The sequence below is a fragment of the Rahnella sp. 1L-D-7-B-C2 genome (genome assembly GCF_057290995.1).
Map to the genome: position 1 here is coordinate 268,882 of NZ_JBXAVQ010000003.1, position 21,500 is coordinate 290,381.

Annotated in this window: 18 protein-coding genes and 1 pseudogene; 9 read left to right on the forward strand and 10 right to left on the reverse strand. The window is 52.3% G+C overall.

Annotation, left to right across the window (positions count from 1 at the left end; genetic code table 11):
* Positions 1-48: 48 nt before the first annotated feature.
* The 3 genes from AC0Z7K_RS07490 to rhaS (AC0Z7K_RS07500) form a co-directional block, all read right to left on the reverse strand.
* Positions 49-711, reverse strand: coding sequence for a hypothetical protein (locus AC0Z7K_RS07490; RefSeq protein WP_485613670.1), 663 nt, complete (start codon positions 709-711; stop codon positions 49-51).
* Between the two features lie 351 nt (positions 712-1,062).
* Positions 1,063-2,502 carry an aldehyde dehydrogenase gene (gene aldA, locus AC0Z7K_RS07495; protein ID WP_485613672.1) on the reverse strand — a complete coding sequence of 480 codons (1,440 nt, stop codon included), beginning with the start codon at positions 2,500-2,502 and terminating at the stop codon, positions 1,063-1,065.
* A gap of 204 nt (positions 2,503-2,706) precedes the next feature.
* Complete coding sequence (gene rhaS / locus AC0Z7K_RS07500) at positions 2,707-3,525, reverse strand: HTH-type transcriptional activator RhaS (protein ID WP_485613673.1); 819 nt, start codon at positions 3,523-3,525, stop codon at positions 2,707-2,709.
* Positions 3,526-3,935: 410 nt separating this feature from the next.
* Between rhaS (AC0Z7K_RS07500) and rhaS (AC0Z7K_RS07505) the strand changes: the two genes are divergently transcribed.
* The 4 genes from rhaS (AC0Z7K_RS07505) (at position 3,936) to AC0Z7K_RS07520 (ending at position 8,519) form a co-directional block, all read left to right on the forward strand.
* A complete protein-coding gene (gene rhaS, locus AC0Z7K_RS07505; RefSeq protein ID WP_413530815.1) occupies positions 3,936-4,928 on the forward strand; it encodes a rhamnose ABC transporter substrate-binding protein in 993 nt (330 codons plus the stop codon).
* Positions 4,929-4,990: 62 nt separating this feature from the next.
* Positions 4,991-6,502 (forward strand): sugar ABC transporter ATP-binding protein, encoded by a 1,512-nt coding sequence (locus AC0Z7K_RS07510; RefSeq protein WP_413530814.1) that lies wholly within the window; start codon positions 4,991-4,993, stop codon positions 6,500-6,502.
* Complete coding sequence (locus AC0Z7K_RS07515) at positions 6,499-7,512, forward strand: ABC transporter permease (RefSeq protein ID WP_485613674.1); 1,014 nt, start codon at positions 6,499-6,501, stop codon at positions 7,510-7,512. The genes AC0Z7K_RS07510 and AC0Z7K_RS07515 overlap by 4 nt, the downstream gene beginning before the upstream one ends.
* Positions 7,513-7,556: 44 nt before the next feature.
* Positions 7,557-8,519, forward strand: a complete 963-nt coding sequence (locus tag AC0Z7K_RS07520) for an ABC transporter permease (protein WP_485613922.1) — start codon at positions 7,557-7,559, stop codon at positions 8,517-8,519.
* A 71-nt stretch (positions 8,520-8,590) separates the two neighbouring features.
* On the opposite strand, the pseudogene AC0Z7K_RS07525 reads toward AC0Z7K_RS07520, so the two are convergent.
* Positions 8,591-9,361 (reverse strand): annotated as a pseudogene (locus AC0Z7K_RS07525) (Fic family protein); the annotation flags it as partial.
* 157 nt (positions 9,362-9,518) lie between these two features.
* On the opposite strand from AC0Z7K_RS07525, the gene panE reads away from it, so the two are divergent.
* Complete coding sequence (gene panE / locus AC0Z7K_RS07530) at positions 9,519-10,442, forward strand: 2-dehydropantoate 2-reductase (RefSeq protein WP_485613675.1); 924 nt, start codon at positions 9,519-9,521, stop codon at positions 10,440-10,442.
* 381 nt (positions 10,443-10,823) lie between these two features.
* Here panE and AC0Z7K_RS07535 read toward each other — a convergent pair whose 3' ends face one another.
* A complete protein-coding gene (locus AC0Z7K_RS07535; protein ID WP_112163934.1) occupies positions 10,824-11,237 on the reverse strand; it encodes an H-NS family histone-like protein in 414 nt (137 codons plus the stop codon).
* A 515-nt stretch (positions 11,238-11,752) separates the two neighbouring features.
* A complete protein-coding gene (ptrR, locus tag AC0Z7K_RS07540) occupies positions 11,753-12,637 on the reverse strand; it encodes a putrescine utilization regulator PtrR (protein ID WP_485613676.1) in 885 nt (294 codons plus the stop codon).
* A gap of 101 nt (positions 12,638-12,738) precedes the next feature.
* Between ptrR and AC0Z7K_RS07545 the strand changes: the two genes are divergently transcribed.
* Positions 12,739-14,112: an aldehyde dehydrogenase family protein gene (locus tag AC0Z7K_RS07545; protein ID WP_485613677.1), complete on the forward strand. Its 1,374-nt coding sequence runs from the start codon at positions 12,739-12,741 to the stop codon at positions 14,110-14,112.
* A gap of 68 nt (positions 14,113-14,180) precedes the next feature.
* Here the strand turns inward: AC0Z7K_RS07545 and AC0Z7K_RS07550 are convergent, their stop codons facing one another.
* The 3 genes from AC0Z7K_RS07550 to AC0Z7K_RS07560 all read right to left on the reverse strand — a co-directional run bounded on the left by AC0Z7K_RS07550 (position 14,181) and on the right by AC0Z7K_RS07560 (position 17,715).
* Positions 14,181-15,500 carry an ABC transporter substrate-binding protein gene (locus tag AC0Z7K_RS07550; RefSeq protein WP_485613678.1) on the reverse strand — a complete coding sequence of 440 codons (1,320 nt, stop codon included), beginning with the start codon at positions 15,498-15,500 and terminating at the stop codon, positions 14,181-14,183.
* Between the two features lie 19 nt (positions 15,501-15,519).
* A complete protein-coding gene (locus AC0Z7K_RS07555; protein ID WP_485613679.1) occupies positions 15,520-17,172 on the reverse strand; it encodes a methyl-accepting chemotaxis protein in 1,653 nt (550 codons plus the stop codon).
* Positions 17,173-17,379: 207 nt separating this feature from the next.
* On the reverse strand, positions 17,380-17,715 hold the full coding sequence (locus tag AC0Z7K_RS07560) for a hypothetical protein (protein WP_413530807.1): 336 nt from the start codon (positions 17,713-17,715) through the stop codon (positions 17,380-17,382).
* A 169-nt stretch (positions 17,716-17,884) separates the two neighbouring features.
* Here AC0Z7K_RS07560 and AC0Z7K_RS07565 point away from each other — a divergent pair, with 169 nt between their 5' ends.
* From AC0Z7K_RS07565 to AC0Z7K_RS07575, 3 genes are all read left to right on the forward strand, one after another.
* Entirely contained in the window at positions 17,885-19,159 is a 1,275-nt protein-coding gene (locus tag AC0Z7K_RS07565; protein ID WP_485613680.1) for a glycoside hydrolase family 10-like protein, read from the forward strand.
* 452 nt (positions 19,160-19,611) lie between these two features.
* Positions 19,612-19,917, forward strand: a complete 306-nt coding sequence (locus AC0Z7K_RS07570) for a YdgH/BhsA/McbA family protein (protein ID WP_413530805.1) — start codon at positions 19,612-19,614, stop codon at positions 19,915-19,917.
* A gap of 508 nt (positions 19,918-20,425) precedes the next feature.
* Entirely contained in the window at positions 20,426-20,686 is a 261-nt protein-coding gene (locus AC0Z7K_RS07575; RefSeq protein WP_413530830.1) for a helix-turn-helix domain-containing protein, read from the forward strand.
* Between the two features lie 77 nt (positions 20,687-20,763).
* On the opposite strand, the gene AC0Z7K_RS07580 is transcribed toward AC0Z7K_RS07575, so the two are convergent.
* On the reverse strand, positions 20,764-21,444 hold the full coding sequence (locus AC0Z7K_RS07580; RefSeq protein WP_485613682.1) for a GNAT family N-acetyltransferase: 681 nt from the start codon (positions 21,442-21,444) through the stop codon (positions 20,764-20,766).
* Positions 21,445-21,500 lie beyond the last annotated feature (56 nt).

A 21,500-nucleotide genomic window follows, 5' to 3' on the forward strand; every position in this document is an offset into this window, starting at 1 on the left:
CTCAAACTGGTATTTTAATACTTCCACTCTGGGTAAATATCATGAAATTCACACCGCATGATGATATCGACTGCTGCTAAAATCTAATCTTTTAGCTGCTTTCAATCTAACGATCCTTCTTCCCCTAAGGCGGTCGTTTTTCTGATAAAGACGATCTAATGCTTTGTCAACTGCACATGTTATGTTTTTTATATCACTACACTGTGTCCAGGAAAAAATTCCGCCACCGGCATTAGGGTCAAAAACAAAGAATCTGTTTGAGTCACCGGTCACAAGAAAACCTGCATGGTCGGAGCTTCCCCAAAAATCATAGAATTTCGAAAACTGGCTACCAACTTGTTGGTGAGAGTCTGAACTCTTCAGGTTTAATAAAAAAACTCCATTTTTATCAAATTGATACTCCCACTTCCCTGGCGCTGCAAAATTGTACATATAAGCAGACTGAAATTTTTCCATATTTCCTCTAAAATCCTCAGTCCCTAAAGTCGTTTTTCCCTCAAAAGAATTGAAGCTCATCCTCAGCATATCTGCATATTCTTTTGTTCTTTGAAAAACACCGTCTAAAGGATAATTATCCGTCAATTGAGGAAAGCATTCTTTTAAATAAAGCATCATTGAAACACTAATACCGGCACACCAACCATCAGATTTATTTAAATCAAGCACATAAAACTGCGAAAAATTAAATGTATTATTTTCTAGTAATGGCATTCTTTCCTCTATTACTGTTATTTTAAGATATAACTAATTAGTTTGTTTTAGTTAACAAATACAGAACAGCTCGTTTTTCCTCCTCGCAAAGACTTAGAGTCCCTCCAGATATCATTTGCGCAATAAACCTTAAAGCCATAAAACATACAAATAATCAATGTTCCATGAACTATTTGCATGAAGTAAAGTATGCCTTACATAAGATAATTTAATTGATAGAAGTCATATAAACAGAACATTTTAATTAAAAATGGCGAGATTTAATTTTATATTAACACTCGGCTGTACATATTTTGTTCTTTTTTTGTAACCGGAGTAATTCACTTACTCCGGTTTCTGAAATAATGAATCTTAGTGGAATTGCAAATAAGCCACATGCGTTTGCAGATATTCCTGCAAACCGTGCTTACCGTCCGCGCCGCCCACGCCGGATTTACGCCAGCCGGCGTGGAAACCCTGCATCGCTTCGAAGTTTTCGCGGTTGATGTACGTTTCACCGAACTTCAGTTGTTTCAGCGCTTTCATCGCGGTGTTGATGTTGCTGGTATAGATAGAGGACGTCAGACCGTATTCACTGTCGTTGGCCATCGCGATGGCTTCTTCCAGCGTTTTGAATGTCGCAACAGGAAGCACCGGGCCAAACACTTCTTCATGCATAATCGGCATGTCCTGTTTGATATCCACCAGCAACGTCGGCGGATAGAAGAAGCCGGTGCCGCTTTCGCGCTTACCGCCCAGCAGTACTTTCGCGCCCTGAGAAACTGCTTTCGCCACTTTATCTTCCACACGCTGTAACGCGGCCGCACTGATCAGCGGGCCCATATCCAGCTCTTTTTTCTCCGCCGTATTGCCGAAGGTTACTGCCTTCATCGCCAGGCTGATGCGTGAGATGAACTCGTCGTACACACCTTCCTGCACGTAAACACGTTCCGCGCAATTACACACCTGCCCGGTATTAATGACACGAGAACTCACAATAGCTTTTACCGCCAAATCTAAATCTGCATCGTCCATGACGATAGCCGGAGCTTTACCGCCGAGCTCCAGCGAGACTTTGGTGACGTTCTGCGCCGCGGCGGTCATGGTGGCGATACCGGCGGCGACGCTGCCGGTCAGGCTGACCATTCCGACTTTCGGGTTGGCTGCCAGTTCCTGGCCAACGGTCGGGCCGTAGCCGGTGACGATGTTGAGCACGCCTTTTGGCAAACCGATTTTATGGATGATTTCGGCAAAGATAACCGCATTGTTAGGCGTGATTTCACTTGGTTTAATCACGATGGTGTTACCGGTGATGAGCGCCGGAGCAGCTTTGCGGGCGATCAGGAAGAACGGGAAGTTCCATGGCAGAATGCCGGTGGTCACGCCAATGGCTTTGCGGAAGACAAAAATGTTCTCGTTCGGCCGGTCGCTTTGAATGATCTCACCTTCGTAACGGCGCGCCCATTCGGCCATGTAATCCAGATAATCGGCGGTGAACAACACTTCGGTTTGCGCCAGACCGTAGGTTTTTCCGCCTTCGGCAATAATCGTCCCGGTCAGTTCGGGTTCGCGCTCACGGATCCCGGCGGCGATTTTATGTAGCCACACACCGCGTTCTACCGCAGGTAATGCTTCCCAGCCCGGCTGCGCCGCTTCGGCAGCGTCGATGGCGCGTCGGGCATCTTCCGCAGAGCCTTCCGGGATCTGGGAAATGATCTGTTCCGTCGCCGGATTCACAACGTCAATCCACTTTCCGCCGGTGTTTTCAACGAATTCGCCGTTGATGTACATACGTTTCTGAACTGTGCCCATATAAGGTGTCTCCAAAGTACGGATAGTGGTGATGAACGAATTGTTAAAAATAAGTTCTTTTTTGTGAATTTTTAACAGCCTGTTCCATCCGCCGAAGCTTTACCTTTCCGTGGCTGCCAGTCAGGTGCGGGAAATGGCAAAAATGTCATGGTCGGAATGCCCGACGTAACATTTTTGCAAATTATGAGAAAGGAATGGGGAGCGTTACTGACGAACCTGACGCGGCGCGTAGCCGAATTCACGTTTAAACAGGGTTGAAAAGTAGTTGCTGTCGCAGAAGCCGCACTGATGGGCGATATCGGTGATCGAGCTGTCGCTGAACCTCAGCAGGTTGCGGGCGTTGATCAGCCGCAGGCGATTAAGGTAGTTCAGCGGTGTGCAGCCGGTCTGTTGTTTCATCTGTCGGTGCAGCGTGCGCAAAGACATCGAGAACCGTTCGGCAAGTACCGGCCAGTCGATTTCTTCGTCGTAATGTTCGTTCATCCAGTCGAGCAAATTATTGAGATCGCCGCCCTGCCCGCCATAACCGACATCACGGCTGCCTTTACGCAGCAGCAATAACAGCTGCATAAAGTAAAGTTCCTGCTGCGCCTGCGACTCCGGCGACTGGCTGACGGGCTTTTGCGCCAGCAGGTCGATCAGTGTTTTGGCCTGCGCGACCTGTCCGGGATTGATACGCCAGTGAGCCGGATATATTCCGTCAACTTCCTGCGGCAACAGATCGCCGACGCCGTTCAGAAAGCGAAACGCATCCGGGCTGCGATACAGCACGTTGGTCAGGTGCAGATTGTCGGTATCTTCATACAAATGATGGTCGCGGTGACGGACAAAACAGACGCTGCCCGCACTGAGGATCATCGGCTGATCGTTAAAGACGTGGGTGCCGGTGCCCTGTTCGACCAGCACAATTTCGTTAAAATCCTGATGATGATGTTCAGGAAAGGTCTCCTGAGGATAACGGGGTTCAATGGCAACCGGGAAATCTCCTGAGGGGAAATACTCACTACTGCGTAACACCGTCATTTCCGACTCCTTATTAACATTATCGTAATATCTTAGTCGGCGATGACGTATGCATCGGGCCGAAACTGTGACCGGACAGTCGCTTTTGAACAAAACCCGTATTTCTCTGCTAAGTCTGGTGAAATGCGCTGTGTGACGGAGATTTACGCCTCATTTTAGTGCGCCTTTTTAACGGTAAATCACTGTGTTTTTTTGACCGTTTTGGCAGCGCACCACAAGATTGTTATCAATTTGTGAGGTTGTTCTACCAAACCTTTGCACCTTTGCCATAGTTGGCTAACAACTGGCACTCGCGGAAAGGTCAGTTTGTCAGCAACCTCCTAGAGTCGTGATCATGCGCCTGGCGCGTCGGCAACTTTTCGTCGTTACCCTTTTTGCAGATTTTGCGAATTAGCATGCGGAGTACAAAAATGAAATTAAAACACGTACTGAGCCTTACCCTGATCGCGAGCAGCATCCTGATGGCCGGTGCGGCATCGGCTGAAGTTAAAATTGCGCTGGTGGCGAAATCACTGGGCAACGGATTTTTTGAAGCAGCCAACGTGGGCGCACAGCAGGCTGCGAAAGAGCTGGGCGATGTAAAAGTGATATACACCGGCCCGACGACTACCACCGCCGAAGCGCAGATCGAAGTACTGAACGGCCTGATTGCTCAGGGCGTGGACGCGATTGCCGTCTCTGCCAATGACCCGGACGCACTGGTGCCAGTGCTGAAAAAAGCCATGCAGCGCGGCATCAAAGTGGTGTCATGGGATTCCGGTGTAGCGAAAGAGGGGCGTCAGATCCATCTCAATCCGTCTAACAATGCACTGATTGGCGAAACGAACGTTAAACTGGCCGCTGATGCGCTGAAAGCGCTTAACGTGGAGAAGGGTGATGTTGCCATTCTCAGCGCCACACCGACCTCGACCAACCAAAATTTATGGATCGCCGAGATGAAAAAGGTGCTGCCGAAGTATCCTTCGGTGAACCTGGTGACCACAGCCTATGGTGATGATCTGTCGGATAAAAGCTATCGTGAAACCATTGGGCTGCTGAAGTCGTATCCCGACCTGAAAGTCATTATCTCGCCATCCTCTGTCGGTATCGTGGCGGCGGCGCAGGCGGTGAAAGATCAGGGCAAAATTGGCAAAGTGTACGTCACGGGTCTTGGGTTGCCTTCTGAAATGGCCGGGGCGATAAAATCCGGCGCGACCAAAAGTTTCGCCATCTGGAATCCGATTGATCTGGGTTACGCCGCCACCTATCTGGCCGACGATCTGGTTAAAGGCACGGCTACGAAAACCGAAGCCAGCATGGGACGTTTAGGTAAAGTGAAACTGGACGCCGACGGCAGCGGGGCAATGGCTGAACCCTTTATTTACGACGCCAGCAACATCGACAAATTCTCCAAAATATTCTGATCCTGAATGCGGCTGACCGGTCTCCGGTTGGCCGTTTCGTTGTGCTTCGTCAGGGGAAATCTATGACCGATATCACACCGTTGCTGTCCTTAAAGGGGATCAGCAAAGTCTTTCCGGGCGTCAGGGCACTGAATAATGTGCATGTGGATTTGTATCCGGGAAAAGTCACCGCCCTGATTGGCGAAAACGGCGCAGGAAAATCGACGCTGGTCAAAGTCATGACCGGCATTTATCAGCCGGAAGAAGGCGAACTGCGCTATAAAGCCATTCCCATTAAATTGCCCAACCCCGAATCTGCGCACAAAGTCGGGATCACCGCGATTCATCAGGAAACCGTGCTGTTTGACGAGCTTTCTGTCACCGAAAATATCTTCGTCGGCCACTATATTTATTCCGGGATATTCAAACGCCTGAACTGGCCGGCGATGCATCAGCAGGCGCGCGACATCCTGACGCGGCTGGAAGTGAATATCGATCCACACGCCACCCTGAAAGACCTGAGCATTGCACAGCGTCACATGGTGGCGATTGCCCGAGCGCTGTCATTCGACGCGCAGGTAGTCATTCTTGACGAACCTACCGCCGCGCTGTCGCAGCATGAAATCACCGAATTTTATCAGATAGTCGAGCGCCTGAAACACGAGGGAAAAGCCATCCTGTTTATTTCGCATAAGTTCGACGAAATCTTCGCAATTTCCGATTACTACACCGTGCTGCGTGACGGCAGCTACGTCGGTTCAGGCAAAATCAGCGACATCACCGAGCAAACCATGGTGACGATGATGGTCGGGCGCGAAGTGAGTCAGGCGTATCCGAAAGTGAACTGCGAACCAGGCGAAACGGTGCTGGAAGTGCAGAACCTCAGCCATCCGACCGAATTCGCCGGGATCAATTTCTCACTGCGCAAAGGTGAAATTCTTGGCTTCTACGGGCTGGTCGGCGCTGGCCGGACCGAACTGATGCAGGCGTTGTTTGGCGTCACGCAGCCGGGCGGTGGCAAAATTCTTATCCATGGCAAAGAACACCATTTCACGCGCCCTTCGCAGGCGATCCGCGCGGGCATTGTCTATGTTCCGGAAGAGCGGCAAAAACAGGGCGCGATCATTGATTTGCCGATCAGCCAGAACATCAGCCTGCCGCAGCTCAGCCAGCTGAATCCGCGCGGTGTGCTCAACGATAAAAAAGAGTGGGCACTGGCCGATGACTACGCCAAACGTTTGCAGGTAAAGGCATCGAGCTGGAAACAAGCGGTTGGCACGCTTTCAGGCGGTAACCAGCAAAAGGTAGTGATCGCCAAATGGCTGGCGACCAGGCCGGACATCATCATTCTGGATGAACCGACCAAAGGCATTGATATCGGCTCGAAAGCTGCGGTGCATCAGTTTATGTCCGAGCTGGTCGGACGCGGGCTGGCTGTGATTATGGTGTCTTCCGAACTGCCTGAAGTCATGGGCATGGCGGACAGGATCATTGTGATGCACGAAGGGCTGATGGTGGCAGAATTCAAGGCCGGCGAAGCCAGCGCCGAAATGATTGTCAGTGCCGCCAGCGGTGCGGGCGAGGAGGCAGCATGATCAAAAATCTGCTCAAGTACCGTGAGCTGTTGCTGGCGGTGGTGATTGTGCTGATGGTATTTGGCGTCGGCGCACGTTCACCGGAGTTTATCGGCGTCGGCAATTTGCTGGAAATGTTCAATGACACCTCGATTCTGATCATTCTGGCGCTCGGCCAGATGATGGTGCTGCTGACCAAAGGTATCGATCTTTCGATGGCAGCGAATCTGGCGCTGACCGGCATGATCGTTGCACTGATCAATTTCCATCATCCTGATGTGCCGGTTTGGGCGCTGGTGGTACTGGCGACGGTGCTCGGGCTGGTAATGGGGGCGATCAACGGGCTGCTGGTGTGGAAAATCGGCATCCCGCCGATTGTGGTCACGCTCGGCACCATGAGTATTTATCGCGGCATCATTTTCCTGCTCTCTAACGGCGGCTGGATCAACGCCCATCAGATGAGTCCTGACTTTCTCAGTTTGCCGCGTGCGACCTTTATCGGCCTGCCACTGCTAGGCTGGTGCGGGATTGCCGCGCTGATACTGGTGGCGTATTTCCTGCGTTACAGCCGCACCGGACGGGCGCTGTACACTGCGGGCGGCAACGCGACGGCGGCGTATTACACCGGCATCAACGCCGGAAAAATGCAGTTTGTCAGCTTCTGCCTCTCCGGCGCGCTGGCCGGTTTCTGCGGTTATCTGTGGATTTCGCGCTTTGCGGTCGCCTACGTGGACGTCGCCAACGGCTTTGAATTACAGATTGTCGCCGCGTGCGTTATCGGCGGGATCAGTACCATGGGCGGCATCGGTTCGGTGGTGGGCTGCCTGCTCGGCGCGCTGTTCCTCGGCGTCATCAACAATGCATTACCGGTGATCGAAGTCTCGCCTTTCTGGCAGATGGCAATTTCCGGCGGCGTGATTGTCATTGCGGTGATCCTCAACGAACGCGCTAACAAACGTAAGGGACGGCTGATTTTACGCCATTCTGCACCCGTCCATTCTGCGCAACCTGAAAGCGGAGCAAGATCATGAGTAAAACCTTAACGTCTCGCCACGCTTCGCGGGAAAGCGGGACGATGGCGGTGACGCCGTTCTTCCGCCGCTTTTTGTGCTGGGAAGGATTTTTGCTGGTCGTGACGCTGCTGGTGTTCGTGGTGAACGCGCTCGCCTCACCGTATTTCCTCAATATATGGAATCTGTCGGACGCAACGTTCAACTTCACCGAAAAAGCCATTATCGTGCTGCCGATGGCGATGCTGATTATCGCCCGTGAAATCGACTTGTCGGTCGCGTCTACCATGGCGCTGAGCTCAACTGTCATGGGCTTTTGCGCACAGGCCGGTTTACCGACGCCTGCGTTAGTGGGCGTCGGGCTGAGCGTCGGTTTACTTTGCGGGCTGGTGAACGGGCTGCTGGTGACACGTCTGAATCTGTCGTCCATCGTCATCACTATCGGTACTATGAGCCTGTTTCGCGGGCTGACATATGTACTGCTCGGCGATCAGTCGCTGAACCATTATCCGGCCAGTTTCGCCTGGTTCGGTCAGGGTTACGTCTGGGGCCCGCTGTCGTTTGAATTCGCGCTGTTTCTGGTGCTGGGCGCAGTATTTTACTTCCTGCTGCACAAAACTAATTTCGGCCGCCGGACCTACGCCATCGGTAATAATCCGGTCGCGGCGTGGTATTCGGGGATTAACGTCAAACGCCACAACCTGACGCTGTTCGTGCTGGTCGGCCTGATGTCCGGGCTGGCGGCAGTGCTGCTAACCTCACGTCTTGGCAGCACACGTCCAACGCTGGCGCTCGGCTGGGAGCTGAGCGTGATCACCATGGCCGTGCTCGGGGGTGTCAGCGTACTCGGCGGCTCCGGTAGCATGACCGGGGTGATTATCGCCGCGTTCCTGATGGGGCTGCTGACCTTCGGCCTCAGCCTGCTCAACGTGCCGGGTATTGTGATGTCGGTGATTGTCGGTGCGATGCTGATCGTGGTGATTTCATTGCCGGTGCTGTACCGCCGGGTGCTGGCGCGGGGGAAATAAGCGGATCAGGGGAACCCGGCCTTTGGGCGGGTTTCCCCTACAAGACAGCCATTTTTGAATTTTTACATTCAGTACGAAGATTGGGTTTCGATACCTTCACGCAACGCCTCAGCCAATTTATCAAGCATAAAACTGATAAACGCCGTGCAGTCACTGGCGCGATCGCATTCTCCAAGCACACGGTAGTAATCCTGCTGCTGATTGTGGATCAGCGTTTCCACCGGAAGCCAGGCGAGCTCTGAACGCCACTGGCTGAGGATCAGGGTCTGCCACAAACGTCCCATCCTGCCGTTGCCGTCAGCAAACGGATGAATAAATTCAAACTCATAATGGAAAATCGAACTGGCGATAAGCGGGTGAATATCCGTTTCTTTGAGCCAGTGCAGCAAATCAGACATCAGGCGGGGAAGTTGTCCGGCGGGTGGCGCCATATGAATGAGCTGGTTATCGCGATATACGCCCACGTTGCCGCTGCGCAAATGGCCTGGCGCATCCACCAGCCCGGTCATCAGTATTTGGTGAGCTTTCAGAACATCTTCAAGACGATGGCTTTTCCAGGCAGGTAACTGTTCATAGGTCAGGATGGCGTTACGCACTTCCTGAATATCCTTTTGCGGCGCGAGCACGCGCTTGCCTTCCATAATGGCCGTCACCTGCTGCGTTGACAGGCTGTTGTGTTCGATGGCCAGTGAAGCCTGAATCGTGCGGATGCGGTTTTCCTTTCGCAGCAATACAGATGACTGTTCCGCATGTGCAGCCCAACGCCCCAGTAATTCGCCGACGTCCACCACCCGGTTGAGAATGTGCGGCGTGATGCTGTACGGTGGCTGATAACCTGCCATTCAGTGCTCCTTGATGAAATCATGATGGGGCATAGTATCACGCGTCAAAATCATCAAAAATCCTTCTTTCATCACAGTCACTTGATCCCTGCCGCCCTCCTCCCGTAGTTTAATCAGACACGGGGTTTCTGAAAGTTTTGATACAAAAGGATAACGCATGCGGATATTAGTGGTGGGCGCCGGGGCAACTGGCGGGTATTTTGGTGCGCGACTGGCGCAAGCAGGCCAGGACGTGACGTTTTTGCTGCGTGAAAAGCGCGCACTGGCGGTGCGGGAAAACGGGCTGACGGTGCACAGTCCGCACGGGGATTTCCATTTTCAGCCGACGGTATTACAGGCTTCACAACTTACCGGCTCTTATGACCTTATCCTGCTGACGGTGAAAAGCTTCGGGCTGGAAACGGCGATGAAAGACATTGCATCGGTGGTCGGTGAACAAACGATGATCCTGCCCGTTCTTAATGGCATGAAACATATGGAGACGTTGAGCCTGCGTTTCGGCGAACATGCGCTGATCGGTGGCTTATGTAAGATTAACGCTACGCTTGATGCAAACGGCCATATTCATCAGATGACTCCCATGCACCAGATTTTTTACGGTGAACTCAACGGCGACAAGAGCGAGCGTATTCAGCGTGTCGATCAGGTGTTTCAAAATGCCGGCTTCGAGGCATTCCTTTCCGAAACGATCATCAGCGATCTGTGGGAGAAGTGGCTGCTGCTTTCAAGCGTCGGCGCAATTACCTGCACCCTGCGCGGCAATATCGGTCAGGTGGCCTCTGCGCCAGGCGGCAAAGAGTTTGCTCTGGGCATTGTGAATGAGGCGCTCACCACCATGAAAGCCTTTGGCTACGCGGAACGCGCGGCTGCTGTGGCAAAAACCAGGGAAGCGGTGACCGACAAGTCCTCGACGCAGACATCCTCAATGTATCGCGATATGACGCAGGGCAATGCGGTGGAAGCCGATCAGATCATCGGCGATTTGGTTGAGCGTGCAATTCGTGTGGGAATAAATGTCCCGCTGTTACAGGCCGCCTATACACATCTTTGCGTTTATCAACTGACACGGAAATCCGATTAATTCTTTTCTAACGCCCGTTATCGATACGGGCTATTTCCCCGGATGAAATTGTAAATTACTTAATAACGTAAATGAATTTAGGGTGAATAAACAATGTCAGGTCGGGTATGCAAAAGATCAGCCAATTCAGCATAATTTGCTTATAAGCATATCCATCAGGGCTGAGAGCAGATAAAAACAGAAGTGATTTTACTTACGAAAAGGGGACAGATGGCACAAAGGGATCTTTCAGGATCGCAGAACGTATGGGGAAGTTATTGTTGGGTCACTAAACAGGCGAAAAAAAACGTTCACTGCGACGATATTATTGTCTCCAGCGATTCCCTGTTTTGTGTTAACAAAACAGGAAATCTCAGGAACATCAGTAATACGGTCGTATTATTAACGTGCGATCAGGAAACTTTCCAGAGTTGCACCCGCATCCATCGCTGCTTTGATGGCTGATGGGGTACGGCCCTGACCTGTCCAGGTTTTGTGCTCGCCGTTAGTGTCTTTGTATTCATAGATAGCAGGACGTGGCTGGCGTTTAGACTTGGTTTTGGTGGTTTCTTTCGCGCCCTGATGGGTCACCAGATCGTCGATATCAATGCCATCTTCTTCCAGCATTTTGCGATATTTGGAGAGTTTCTCGTTACGTTCTTGCTGTTGTGCGCTGACTGCTTTCACATTTTCGCGAGATTCTTCAACAATCGCCGTTAACTTCTCGAGGATTTCTTCAAGAGTTTCCAGTGGCATTTCACGAGCCTGCGCGCGAAGTGTACGGATATTATTCAAAACGTTTAATGCGTTGTCCATGATGTTCCTGCCAGTATGAGAGATTAATTTTTTTGAAAGTGCATCTGATTCTACACAAAGAAATAACTATATCAATTGCAGCAGCGTAATATTACAGCTTGTTACGCAATTATTTTTCCGTTTCTTTCTTGGTATTAACCGGTAATACTTTTTCCCGTAGCAATTTCTTATCGATGATTAAGCCAGAAGGATAACAGTCAGGCTATCGGTACTCTCATTTGTAACGATAAGTGAAATTTTTACTCATACTTTTAATAGTATCGCTGCGTGAAGGATTAACACGATACTACGATATTATGTTGCTTATATACTCCGCGTTTTTGTAAAGAAAGGGTCGCAATACCTTTTCTTTATTCAAAAGGCGCAGGAATCCGAAAAATCTGCTGGAAGATTTAACATCCCCCACCGTAGAATGTGACAATCATCACAAAAGAGTCATTATTACCCCATGTACAAAACCATTTTTTTCGTCTTTACCGCCTGCCTTGCTTTTAAGCTGGCGCTTGACTGGCAAATCATTTTGCAGGTGGCGGAGAGCTGATTTTCGCTTCCGACGCCATCGCGACAAACTCAGACAGATTTCGCGTTAATGTTCCCCGCCGCCATATCAGCCAGGTCATCAGATACCGATAATGATCCGCCAGCGGCCAGATGCTGACCGTACTGCTGCCCGGCATACTTTCCAGCATACTGCGCGGCATCAGCGCCAGCCCGCCACCGGCAATCACGCAAGCCAGCATTCCGTGATAGGACTCCATTTCATAGATTTTTCCAGGTGCCGCGTCATCCTCCCTGAACCAGCTTTCGAAATGTCGGCGATAGGAGCAGTTGGAACGAAACGCGTAGACAATTTCCCCGTTCACTTCCTGTCCCCGCGTGACCGGCGCATGATGTTGCGGCGCGACAATCACCATTTCCTCCTGATATACCGGCACACCGTCAAGCACCGGATGCACTACCGGGCCATCGACGAAGGTCGCTTCCAGCTCGCCCTCCAGGACTTTCTCCAGCAATTCACCGGAAGGGCCGGTGCTTAGCGCCAGCTCCACTTTGCTGAACTTTTGATGATATCGCGTCAGCAGCGGCGGAATACGTACCGCAGCCGTGCTTTCCAGCGCGCCCAGCGTGAAAACGCCTTGCGGCTCATCGCCGGAAACCGATGCCCGCGCTTCTTCCACCAGATCGAGAATGCGGTTGTTGTAACTGAGGAAGTTGCGCCCGGCCGGTGACAAACGCAGGCGCTGATTCTCGCGGATGAACAATTCGACGCCCAGTTCGGCCTCCAGCTGTTTGATGCGCGTTGTGAGATTCGACGGCACGCGATGAACGAGCTGCGCAGCGGCGCTTATACTGCCTGTCTGCGCGACGGCACGGAACATCTCCAGTTGTGACAAATTCATGGCCATTCTCAAAATGTGAAAGGAAAGCTTATTTTTATTCATTTTTATTGAGTCATGCAAGTCGCTATCCTGTTTCCAACGTTCTCAAAGAGGAAAACAAAATGACTCAAGCCATTTCACTGAACCCGTTTAGCGGCGAACGCATCGCCGTATACCCTTACGATTCCGCACTGGCGCTCGAAGCCACCGTGGCTCAGGGCAGCACCGCATTTAAACACTGGCGCAAGGTGGATATTAACCAACGTGCAAACCGCCTGATTCAGCTGGCTGCCGAACTGCGTGATGCCAGTGAGGAAATTGCCCGTACGATTGCTCTCGAAATGGGTAAACCGGTCAGGCAGGCACGGGCCGAAGTCGAGAAATCCGCAGGTCTTTGCGAGTGGTACGCCAAAAATGGCCCGGCAATGCTGGCACCGGAACCCACACAGGTCGATAACGGTGAAGCACATATTCACTATCGCCCATCCGGGATGATTCTGGCTGTCATGCCGTGGAATTTTCCGGTCTGGCAGATCCTGCGTGGCGCGGTTCCTGCCATGCTGGCGGGGAATACTTTCCTGCTCAAACCTGCACCCAACGTGATGGGCACCACGTATCTGGTCAAACGGGCTGCGCTGAGAGCCGGATTCCCGGCGGGTGTATTTGGCGTGATTAATGTCGATACGCCCGCAGTGGCAGAACTGATCGCCGACAGCCGCGTCACCGCAGTGACCGTGACCGGCAGCGTGCGGGCAGGTGCCGCAATCGCCGAACTGGCAGGAAAATCGGTGAAAAAATGCGTACTGGAACTGGGCGGTTCAGATCCGTTCATCGTGCTCAATGACGCTAATCTGGATGACGCGGTGACCGCCGCCGTTGCAGGCCGTTATCAGAATACCGGGCAGGTGTGCGCCGCCGCCAAACGCATGATCGTTGAAGAAGGCGTGCTGGAAGACTTCACGGCGAGATTTGTTGCCGCCACCCAGGAATTGGTGATGGGCAATCCGCTGAATGACACCACCTACATTGGCCCGATGGCGCGTTTCGATTTGCGTGATGAGCTTGATCAACAGGTTCAGGACAGTCTGGCGCAGGGTGCCACGCTGCTGCTCGGCGGTGAGAAAATCGCAGGTAAAGGCAATTTCTACACGCCGACCGTGTTGGGTAACGTGACACCAGAAATGACCGCATTCCGTCAGGAATTGTTTGGCCCGGTTGCTGCGATTACCGTGGCGCGTGATGCGTCACATGCGGTTGAGCTGGCAAATGACAGCGATTTCGGGCTGAGCGCGACAATTTACACGGCCGATATGGAACTGGCGAAAGAGATGACGGGCGAACTGGACACCGGCGGCGTCTTTATCAACGGTTACAGTGCATCAGATCCGCGTGTCGCGTTTGGTGGCGTGAAGAAAAGTGGCTATGGCCGTGAGCTGTCACACTTCGGACTGCGCGAATTCTGTAACGTGCAAACGGTGTGGACTGGTCGCAAGTAGACGCCAACTACTTAATCTAGAATGCAAATCACAGGATTATTACATCCTGTGATTTTGTAATCCCAGCACTAATTACCCTGCGCCGTGGCGGCGTAAAGAGTTGTCACGACCTGCTGATTAGCGTTCAGCGTTTCATCAATGGTTTTTTTGCCTTCCAGCAAATCCGAGATGTTTTTCCCCACCGCGTCCCCCATCTGATCAAAGCCCGGAATACTCACGTACTGCACGCCCTGATAGGGCACCGGGTAGAGTGTCGGCGTCTCCGGCGTCGCGGTTTCAACCGCCTGTTTCACACCCTCAGCGTAAGGCGCCAGTTTCTGGTATTTCACCTGCGCATAAGAAGAATAGCGGCTGCCCGGCGGGATTGCGCCCCAGCCAACCGTTTTCGCCACGTCCTGAATATACGCCTGCGACGTCGCCCAGGTGATAAATTGCTGCGCCTGATCTTTATGGCTGGCGTGCTGCGGAACTGCCAGCGCCCATGCCCACAGCCAGTGCGATCCGTTGGTGGAAATCGCAGTCGGGGCAGGTGCGAACCCGACTTTATCGGCCACGCGGGAAATCTGCGGATTGATGACCATACCGGCGGCGACGGTGCTGTCGATCCACATCGCGCATTTGCCCTGCGAGAACAGCTTGAGATTTTGTCCGAAGCTGTTTGATTTGGCATCCGGCGGGCCGTAATCATGCATCATCTGCACGTAATCGGTCAGCACCGCTCGCCACTCGTCGCTGTCCAGACGCGGATGCCAGTCCTGATCGAACCATTCCGCGCCGTAGGCGTTCGCCATCGTGGTGATAAAGGCAACGTTATCCCCCCAGCCGGCCAGCCCGCGCAGGCATAAACCGTAAACACCCTGCGATTTGTCCGTAAGCGCCGCAGCGTAAGATTTGACATCATCCCACGTCGGATTGGCGGGCATCGCCAGATGTTTGGCGGCAAACAGATCTTTGCGGTAATAGGTCATGCTGCTTTCACCGTAAAACGGCAAAGCGTACAGCGTGCCGTTCCACGACAGCGCACTGCGGATCGGCCTGAGTAAGTCATCAACGTGGTAATCGGCAGGCAAATTGTTCAGCGGTTGCAGCCAGCCTTTTTTGCCCCACAGCGGCGCTTCATAAGTGCCGACGGTGATCACATCAAAGTTCGCCTGCCCGCTGTTCATGTCGCTCAGCACCTGCCTGCGCAGTTCGCCGTCATCCATGACATGCCATTCGAGTTTGATGTCCGGGTGCGTTTTTTCGAACTCGCCGGACATCTGCTGCATGATCGTCATATCACCGTTGGCGATGGTGGCGATTTTAACCACGGTTTGCGCCTGCGCACTGGCGCAAAACGCCAGCGGCAGCAGCACACTGAGGATCCGTCTGTGAAAAAGACCTGACATGGTGGTGCTCCTTCTCAGATCAGGCATTCGCCAGACGCGGTTGACGTGCAGGGGCGTTCAGCGCGGTCAGCGGTTCAAGAACGCCCTGCCCGCGATTAACTTCGGCAGGAGAACCCGGCTGAGACGGTGGATTGGGCCGCAAATGGAAGAACGACATTTTCTCAACCAGTCGTGCTGCGTGTTCATTTACCGTCTGGCTGGCAGCGCTGGCTTCTTCAACCAGCGCTGCATTTTGCTGGGTCGCACTGTCCATCTGAACAATGGCGACGTTGACCTGATCGATCCCGCTCGATTGCTGACGGCTGGCGACGGCGATTTCCGCGACGTATTCGACCATCTTCGTCATGCCGCCGTTGATTTCCTGCAAGGTTTCGCCGGACCGCAGCACCAGTTTACTGCCGGCATCCACTTTGCTGACGCTGGTCTGGATCAGGGATTTGATTTCCTGCGCCGCTCTGGCAGAACGCTGCGCCAGCTGACGTACTTCTGACGCCACAACCGCAAAGCCACGCCCCTGTTCACCTGCGCGGGCGGCTTCTACTGCGGCGTTAAGCGCCAGTAAGTTGGTCTGGAAGGCGATTTCGTCAATGACACGGTTGATGTCAGCAATTTTCTTGCTGGATTCTTCGATATCGCGCATTGCGGTGACGGCGTCGGTCAGAATGTTGCTGCTCTGCTGCGCCTGTTCACGCACGGTTTGCGCAAGCTGGCTGGCCTGCGCAGCGTTATCGGCGTTGAATTTCACCGTCGCGGTCATCTGCTCCATGCTCGCGGCAGTCTGTTCCAGCGAGCTGGCCTGCGCATGGGTGCGGGAAGATAAATCGTTATTGCCGTCGGCCATCTGCCCGGCTGCGCTGCTCAGCGCCAGCGCACTTTCTCCGACTTCACGGACAATGCCGCTCAGCCGTGCATCCATATTTGCCAGCGCCTGCATCAGTTCGCCCATTTCATCTTGCGGGATCGCCCCCAGCCGGTGATTCAACCCACCCGCTGAAATCGACTCCGCCAGACGCCGTACACGACGCACCGCGCCGGTGATCGAACGCACCAGCAGCCAGCCCGCAATACCGGCGACCAGCAAACCGACCGCCAGGATCGCGGCCATGCTGTTACGCATAGTGACGTAAGCCTGCGAGCTTTCTGCATAGTTGCGTTCAGCGTGCTGGCGCATCAGGTTGTCCAGCCCGTCGATATCCTGCTGCAACGCCTTACTGCCATTTTTCAGCCGGGTTTCGATCATCACAAGCGCCCCGGACGGGTTACCACTCGCCACCAGTCTGCCTGCATCGACTATCGCGGCCTGATAATCATTGAGATCGTTAAGGAATGTCGCACGCAGCGTTTCGCTGCCCGGAACGGCAAATGTCGCCTGATAGGCTTTACGTTCGGCAATAATCTGCTGGCCGTAAGCATTGATTTGCGCCACACGTTGATCGACTTCAGCCGGATCGGTCCAATAGCGCAGCGATTCAAACAGTGTCGCCGACTGCATTTGCGCCAGACGGTATAATTTCGCGGAATGCTGTAAAGGCAATAATTCGGTGCGATAGGTCGATATCGCGCGCTGATCGGCAGCGCGAAGCCCTAAAATCGCCCACAGCGCGGCGACGGTCAGCAAAATGCACAACAACCCAACGATGCCAATCAACCGGCTTTTGATGGTAAATCCCATATCGATTCCTCATACAACAGCAATGATCTCACAGGAAGGCGTCAGCGTCGGATGGCAAAGTGGTGATCGCCCTTTGAACGGTTTATCGGCAAGGGCTGGAGAAAGTTTAGACGTCATTTCAATCATATAGGACGCGCGCGTTATCGCGGCGTTGGCGGCGCCAGGCGTTGATTATTTGGCTTATTGCGGGATGTTGTCCTGACGTTTTCAGGTAAAGGTCATCGCCCAGGTAATCACTCCGGCGACCACTGTGGTAAAGGTGAGCGCGACGAGAAACAGAATATCGATAACTTTTTCCAGCAGCAGATTGCGGCGCTGATTGCGGGTTCTCAATGCCCAGTAGGATAAAATCGTGGTAGCCAGATACAAAATGGCGTTGATGGCGAGCAGATCATCGCCCAGTGTGCCTTCGCGCCTGAGGGTAGTGATCACCTGAAAAATACCGATTACCGTGATGCACACGCCCACCATTCCCGCCGACGCAGTGAAGATATGCACGCAGATGTCTTCGTCGAGTCTGGCATTGCTTTTCTTTCTGAGCATTTTTGATCTCCGTTTAAGCGTGAGCGGCTAACCCTCTAACACATTGACTTTATGCCCAATACTACGAGAATGGCTCTTTTCGAGCGACACACTTACAGAATCGGAGTCTACCATCGTCTGCTCTCTCAAATTTCCTCATCTAAGAATCGTCAAGACCGGTGCCGCACTGATGGCTGCCGCGATGATGCTGGCCAGTTGTTCGTCCAAACCGCCGAAATCGCTGGTGACCCCACGACCTCCAGTCAGTATAGAACCCCCGCCGGGAAAATCTGCGCTCGGCAAGGAACCGGTGCGCGGCGTCTGGCTGACTACCGTGTCGCGCCTCGACTGGCCGCCGGTCTCGTCGGTGAATGTCAGCAGCCCTGCCCTGCGCATCAGCCTGCAAAAGAAAGCACTGACCGACAAGCTGGACAAGCTAAAGACACTCGGCATCAACACCGTGTTCTTTCAGGTGAAGCCTGACGGCACTGCGCTCTGGGCATCAAAAATCTTGCCGTGGTCCGATATGATGACCGGCAAAATCGGTGAGGATCCGGGCTACGATCCGTTGCAATTTATGCTCGATGAAGCGCATAAGCGCGGTATGAAAGTCCACGCGTGGTTTAACCCGTATCGCGTCTCCGTCAATACCAAACCTTCTACCGTTGCCGAGCTAAACAACACGCTGACACTGAATCCGGCCAGCGTATTTGTGCTGCATCGTGACTGGATCCGCACCGCCAGCGATCGCTTTGTGCTCGACCCCGGAATTCCCGAAGCACGGGACTGGATCACCAGTATCGTCGCCGAAGTCGTCGCGCATTATCCCGTTGACGGCGTTCAGTTCGATGACTATTTTTATGCCGAATCGCCCGGATCCAGCCTCAATGACAACCTGACGTTTCAGAGATATGGGAAGGGATTTGCATCCAAAGCTGACTGGCGACGCCACAACACTCAGCAGCTGATCGAGCAGGTTTCGCGCACCATTAAGCAGATAAAACCAGACGTCGAATTTGGCGTCAGCCCGGCGGGCGTGTGGCGAAATGCCTCACACGATCCGGCGGGTTCTGATACGCGCGGCGCGGCGGCTTACGATGAATCTTATGCCGATACCCGCCGTTGGGTGCAGCAAGGCCTGCTCGATTACATCGCCCCGCAGCTCTACTGGCCCTTCTCGCGTCAGGCCGCCCGTTATGACGTATTAGCCCATTGGTGGGCGGAAGTGGTGAAACCCACTCACACACGTCTGTATATCGGGATTGCGCTGTATAAAGTTGGCGAGCCGTCAAAAAATGAACCGGACTGGATGGTGAACGGCGGCGTTCCGGAGCTGAAAAAGCAGCTGGATATGAATGAATCCGTCCCGCAAATTAACGGCACCATTCTGTTTCGTGAAAACTATCTGAATCAGCCGCAGACCCAGCAGGCAGTACATTATTTGAAAAGCCGCTGGGGAAGCTGATTGGTTAAACCAGGCATTTACAAATTTGTCTGCCCTTACTGCAATCTGGTTATATTCAACCGGGATTTCTCATAAGCAGACTAAACCATGACCACGGGAAAGCCCCCACGAGTTCTGTGTAAAACAAAAAAGCCGCCTTGGTTTCCTGAGGCGGCTTTTGTATTCATGACACGGCATTTTAGAGACGTTATCCAATAAAATTTGGGCGCAGATATACGCATGTCAAAAACACCTGACCTGTAACCAACTGCAAATATCTTCATGAAAAACTGCGTTAATTATGGCGGAAGTTTTCTTAACAACTAATTAGCAATTAAAGCTAAAGGTCGAAACAAAAATGGGTGTCTATTGGAACGGTGCCGGTGAATAAATCAGATTGGCCATCAGTCTCGTTTATTTACAGCATTCTCTGACACTCCGATGTAGAACTTGACCTGATGAGGGGTAAATCCATGAAAAACTTAGTGAACGATATCATATCCATATTCTACCCCAAGACGGTTACGCCTGTTTTGGTTCGCACAGGATTATCGCATCGTGAAATCGCCTCGCTGCAAGCCGTCGGCGTGACCACGGTTTCCTGGGCAACCTCCATGGAAGAACTCAACAACGCATTTGTTAAAAAAGCGTTAGATGCAGGGGCTGCCGGTTATCACATTACCAATGTGGAATCGCACAAACCGGGCAAAGAAGATCAGCACGTCATGGCCGCCACCGCGACCTTCTACCATATCAATCAGAAAGCGGCTTATGACTGATGTTTCAGCTTAGCCGTAACGAAATACAAAAAACCACTCTCACTTTTCAGCGGGAGTGGTTTCTTTCAATGTAACCCAATGCAACGCATACACTTTCTCTGGAAAGCAAACCTCAATTCCGCATGTAGCCTGTTGGTTTACCTCCCTGTCTTACGCTATAGTGCGCCCGCAGCGGCAAAATCCGCAGCCGGGTTTCGCAGCCTGAATACCACGTTAGAAACACATATGTAATAATTATGTGTTGAGCCTCGCTGTACCTGTCAAACATGGATATCGTGTTTGCACATTCAATGGCAGCTCAGGCAGGGCAACCTTTGGGTTGGCCGGGTTTCTAACGTGTGCCGGTACTGCGAACCTTGTCTGAGCTACCACCAATAAGAGTTTCGCAGCTCTTTCGGTGGGTTTATTCACACGTTAGAGTGCCAAAAAATGAAACTATCACATAGCCCGACTTTTCTGCCCTTCTGCACCGATGTTCCTGCACATTCAAAAACAGGAGCACTTCATGATGAATAATCACGACTGGCATCAGGCCGATATCATTGCCGCATTACGCAAAAAAGGCACAACGCTGGCCGCCGTTTCCCGCGCCGCCGGTCTGAGCTCCTCGACGCTGTCGAATGCGCTCGCAAGACCCTGGCCTAAGGGTGAAATCATTATTGGTCAGGCGCTGGGCATTCATCCGAGCGTCATCTGGCCAAGCCGGTATTTCCATCCCTTTACCCATGAGCTGATGCAACGCAATCCGCGTGCGGCGAACAGGGTTTAGGTTGATAAGGGGCGCAGGAGCGCCCTTTTATCAACGATGGAAATGTGGTCTCCAGCCTTCAGTCCGCTTTTCCCGACTCATTCAACAATTAACCATGAGCTCAGAATATTTGCTCGCAAACGCCGATAAATATCGGGAATGCTGCCAGTCCAGGTTGGGCCTCGAAAATCGTGATTGAGAAATGATGATTTTTCAAACCCACGCACCCAGTCAGGGTTTAACTTCCCATTGTGGGACTGCAGTACAGAGTCTCTGGCAGTCATTCTGTTGGGTTTGCCTCTCACCTCGGGATGAAGACCCATTTTTAAATAGAATCCTTCACTTCCATCAAGCGGTGCAAGTCTTGCCAATCTGACATTATGTTCAAATCCAAATTTAACCGCGGCAAAAACCAAGATTTGCCCCAATCCAGCGTACTGATTGGGATTCTGCTTGGTTGGTGTATTGGTATGACCTTCGACATAAATTGCAGAGATGTGTAAAAAAGTTTCGCTTTCTGATTCACTGTCGACGGAACAACGCCCGTCCGCAACACTATTTCTGTCCTGCGTGATTAACGAAAAATTCATTGCATATTGATCATCTTCAGGCGGTTGCTCTCTATCTTCATGTAAAAATAAAGTGAGCGCTTTCGCACCGCGTGGATTTCTTTCTATAAATCGCATGATTGGTTTTTTACCTTTAGTTGCTTCGAAACAAATAATTACTTCATTGCCTATGGATACTCTCGATGTATTTTGCTCATCAATGTTATTCAAATTATGACGCCGGGATAATAGTTTTCCACTTCCAGAAATATCCACCAGCGCTATTT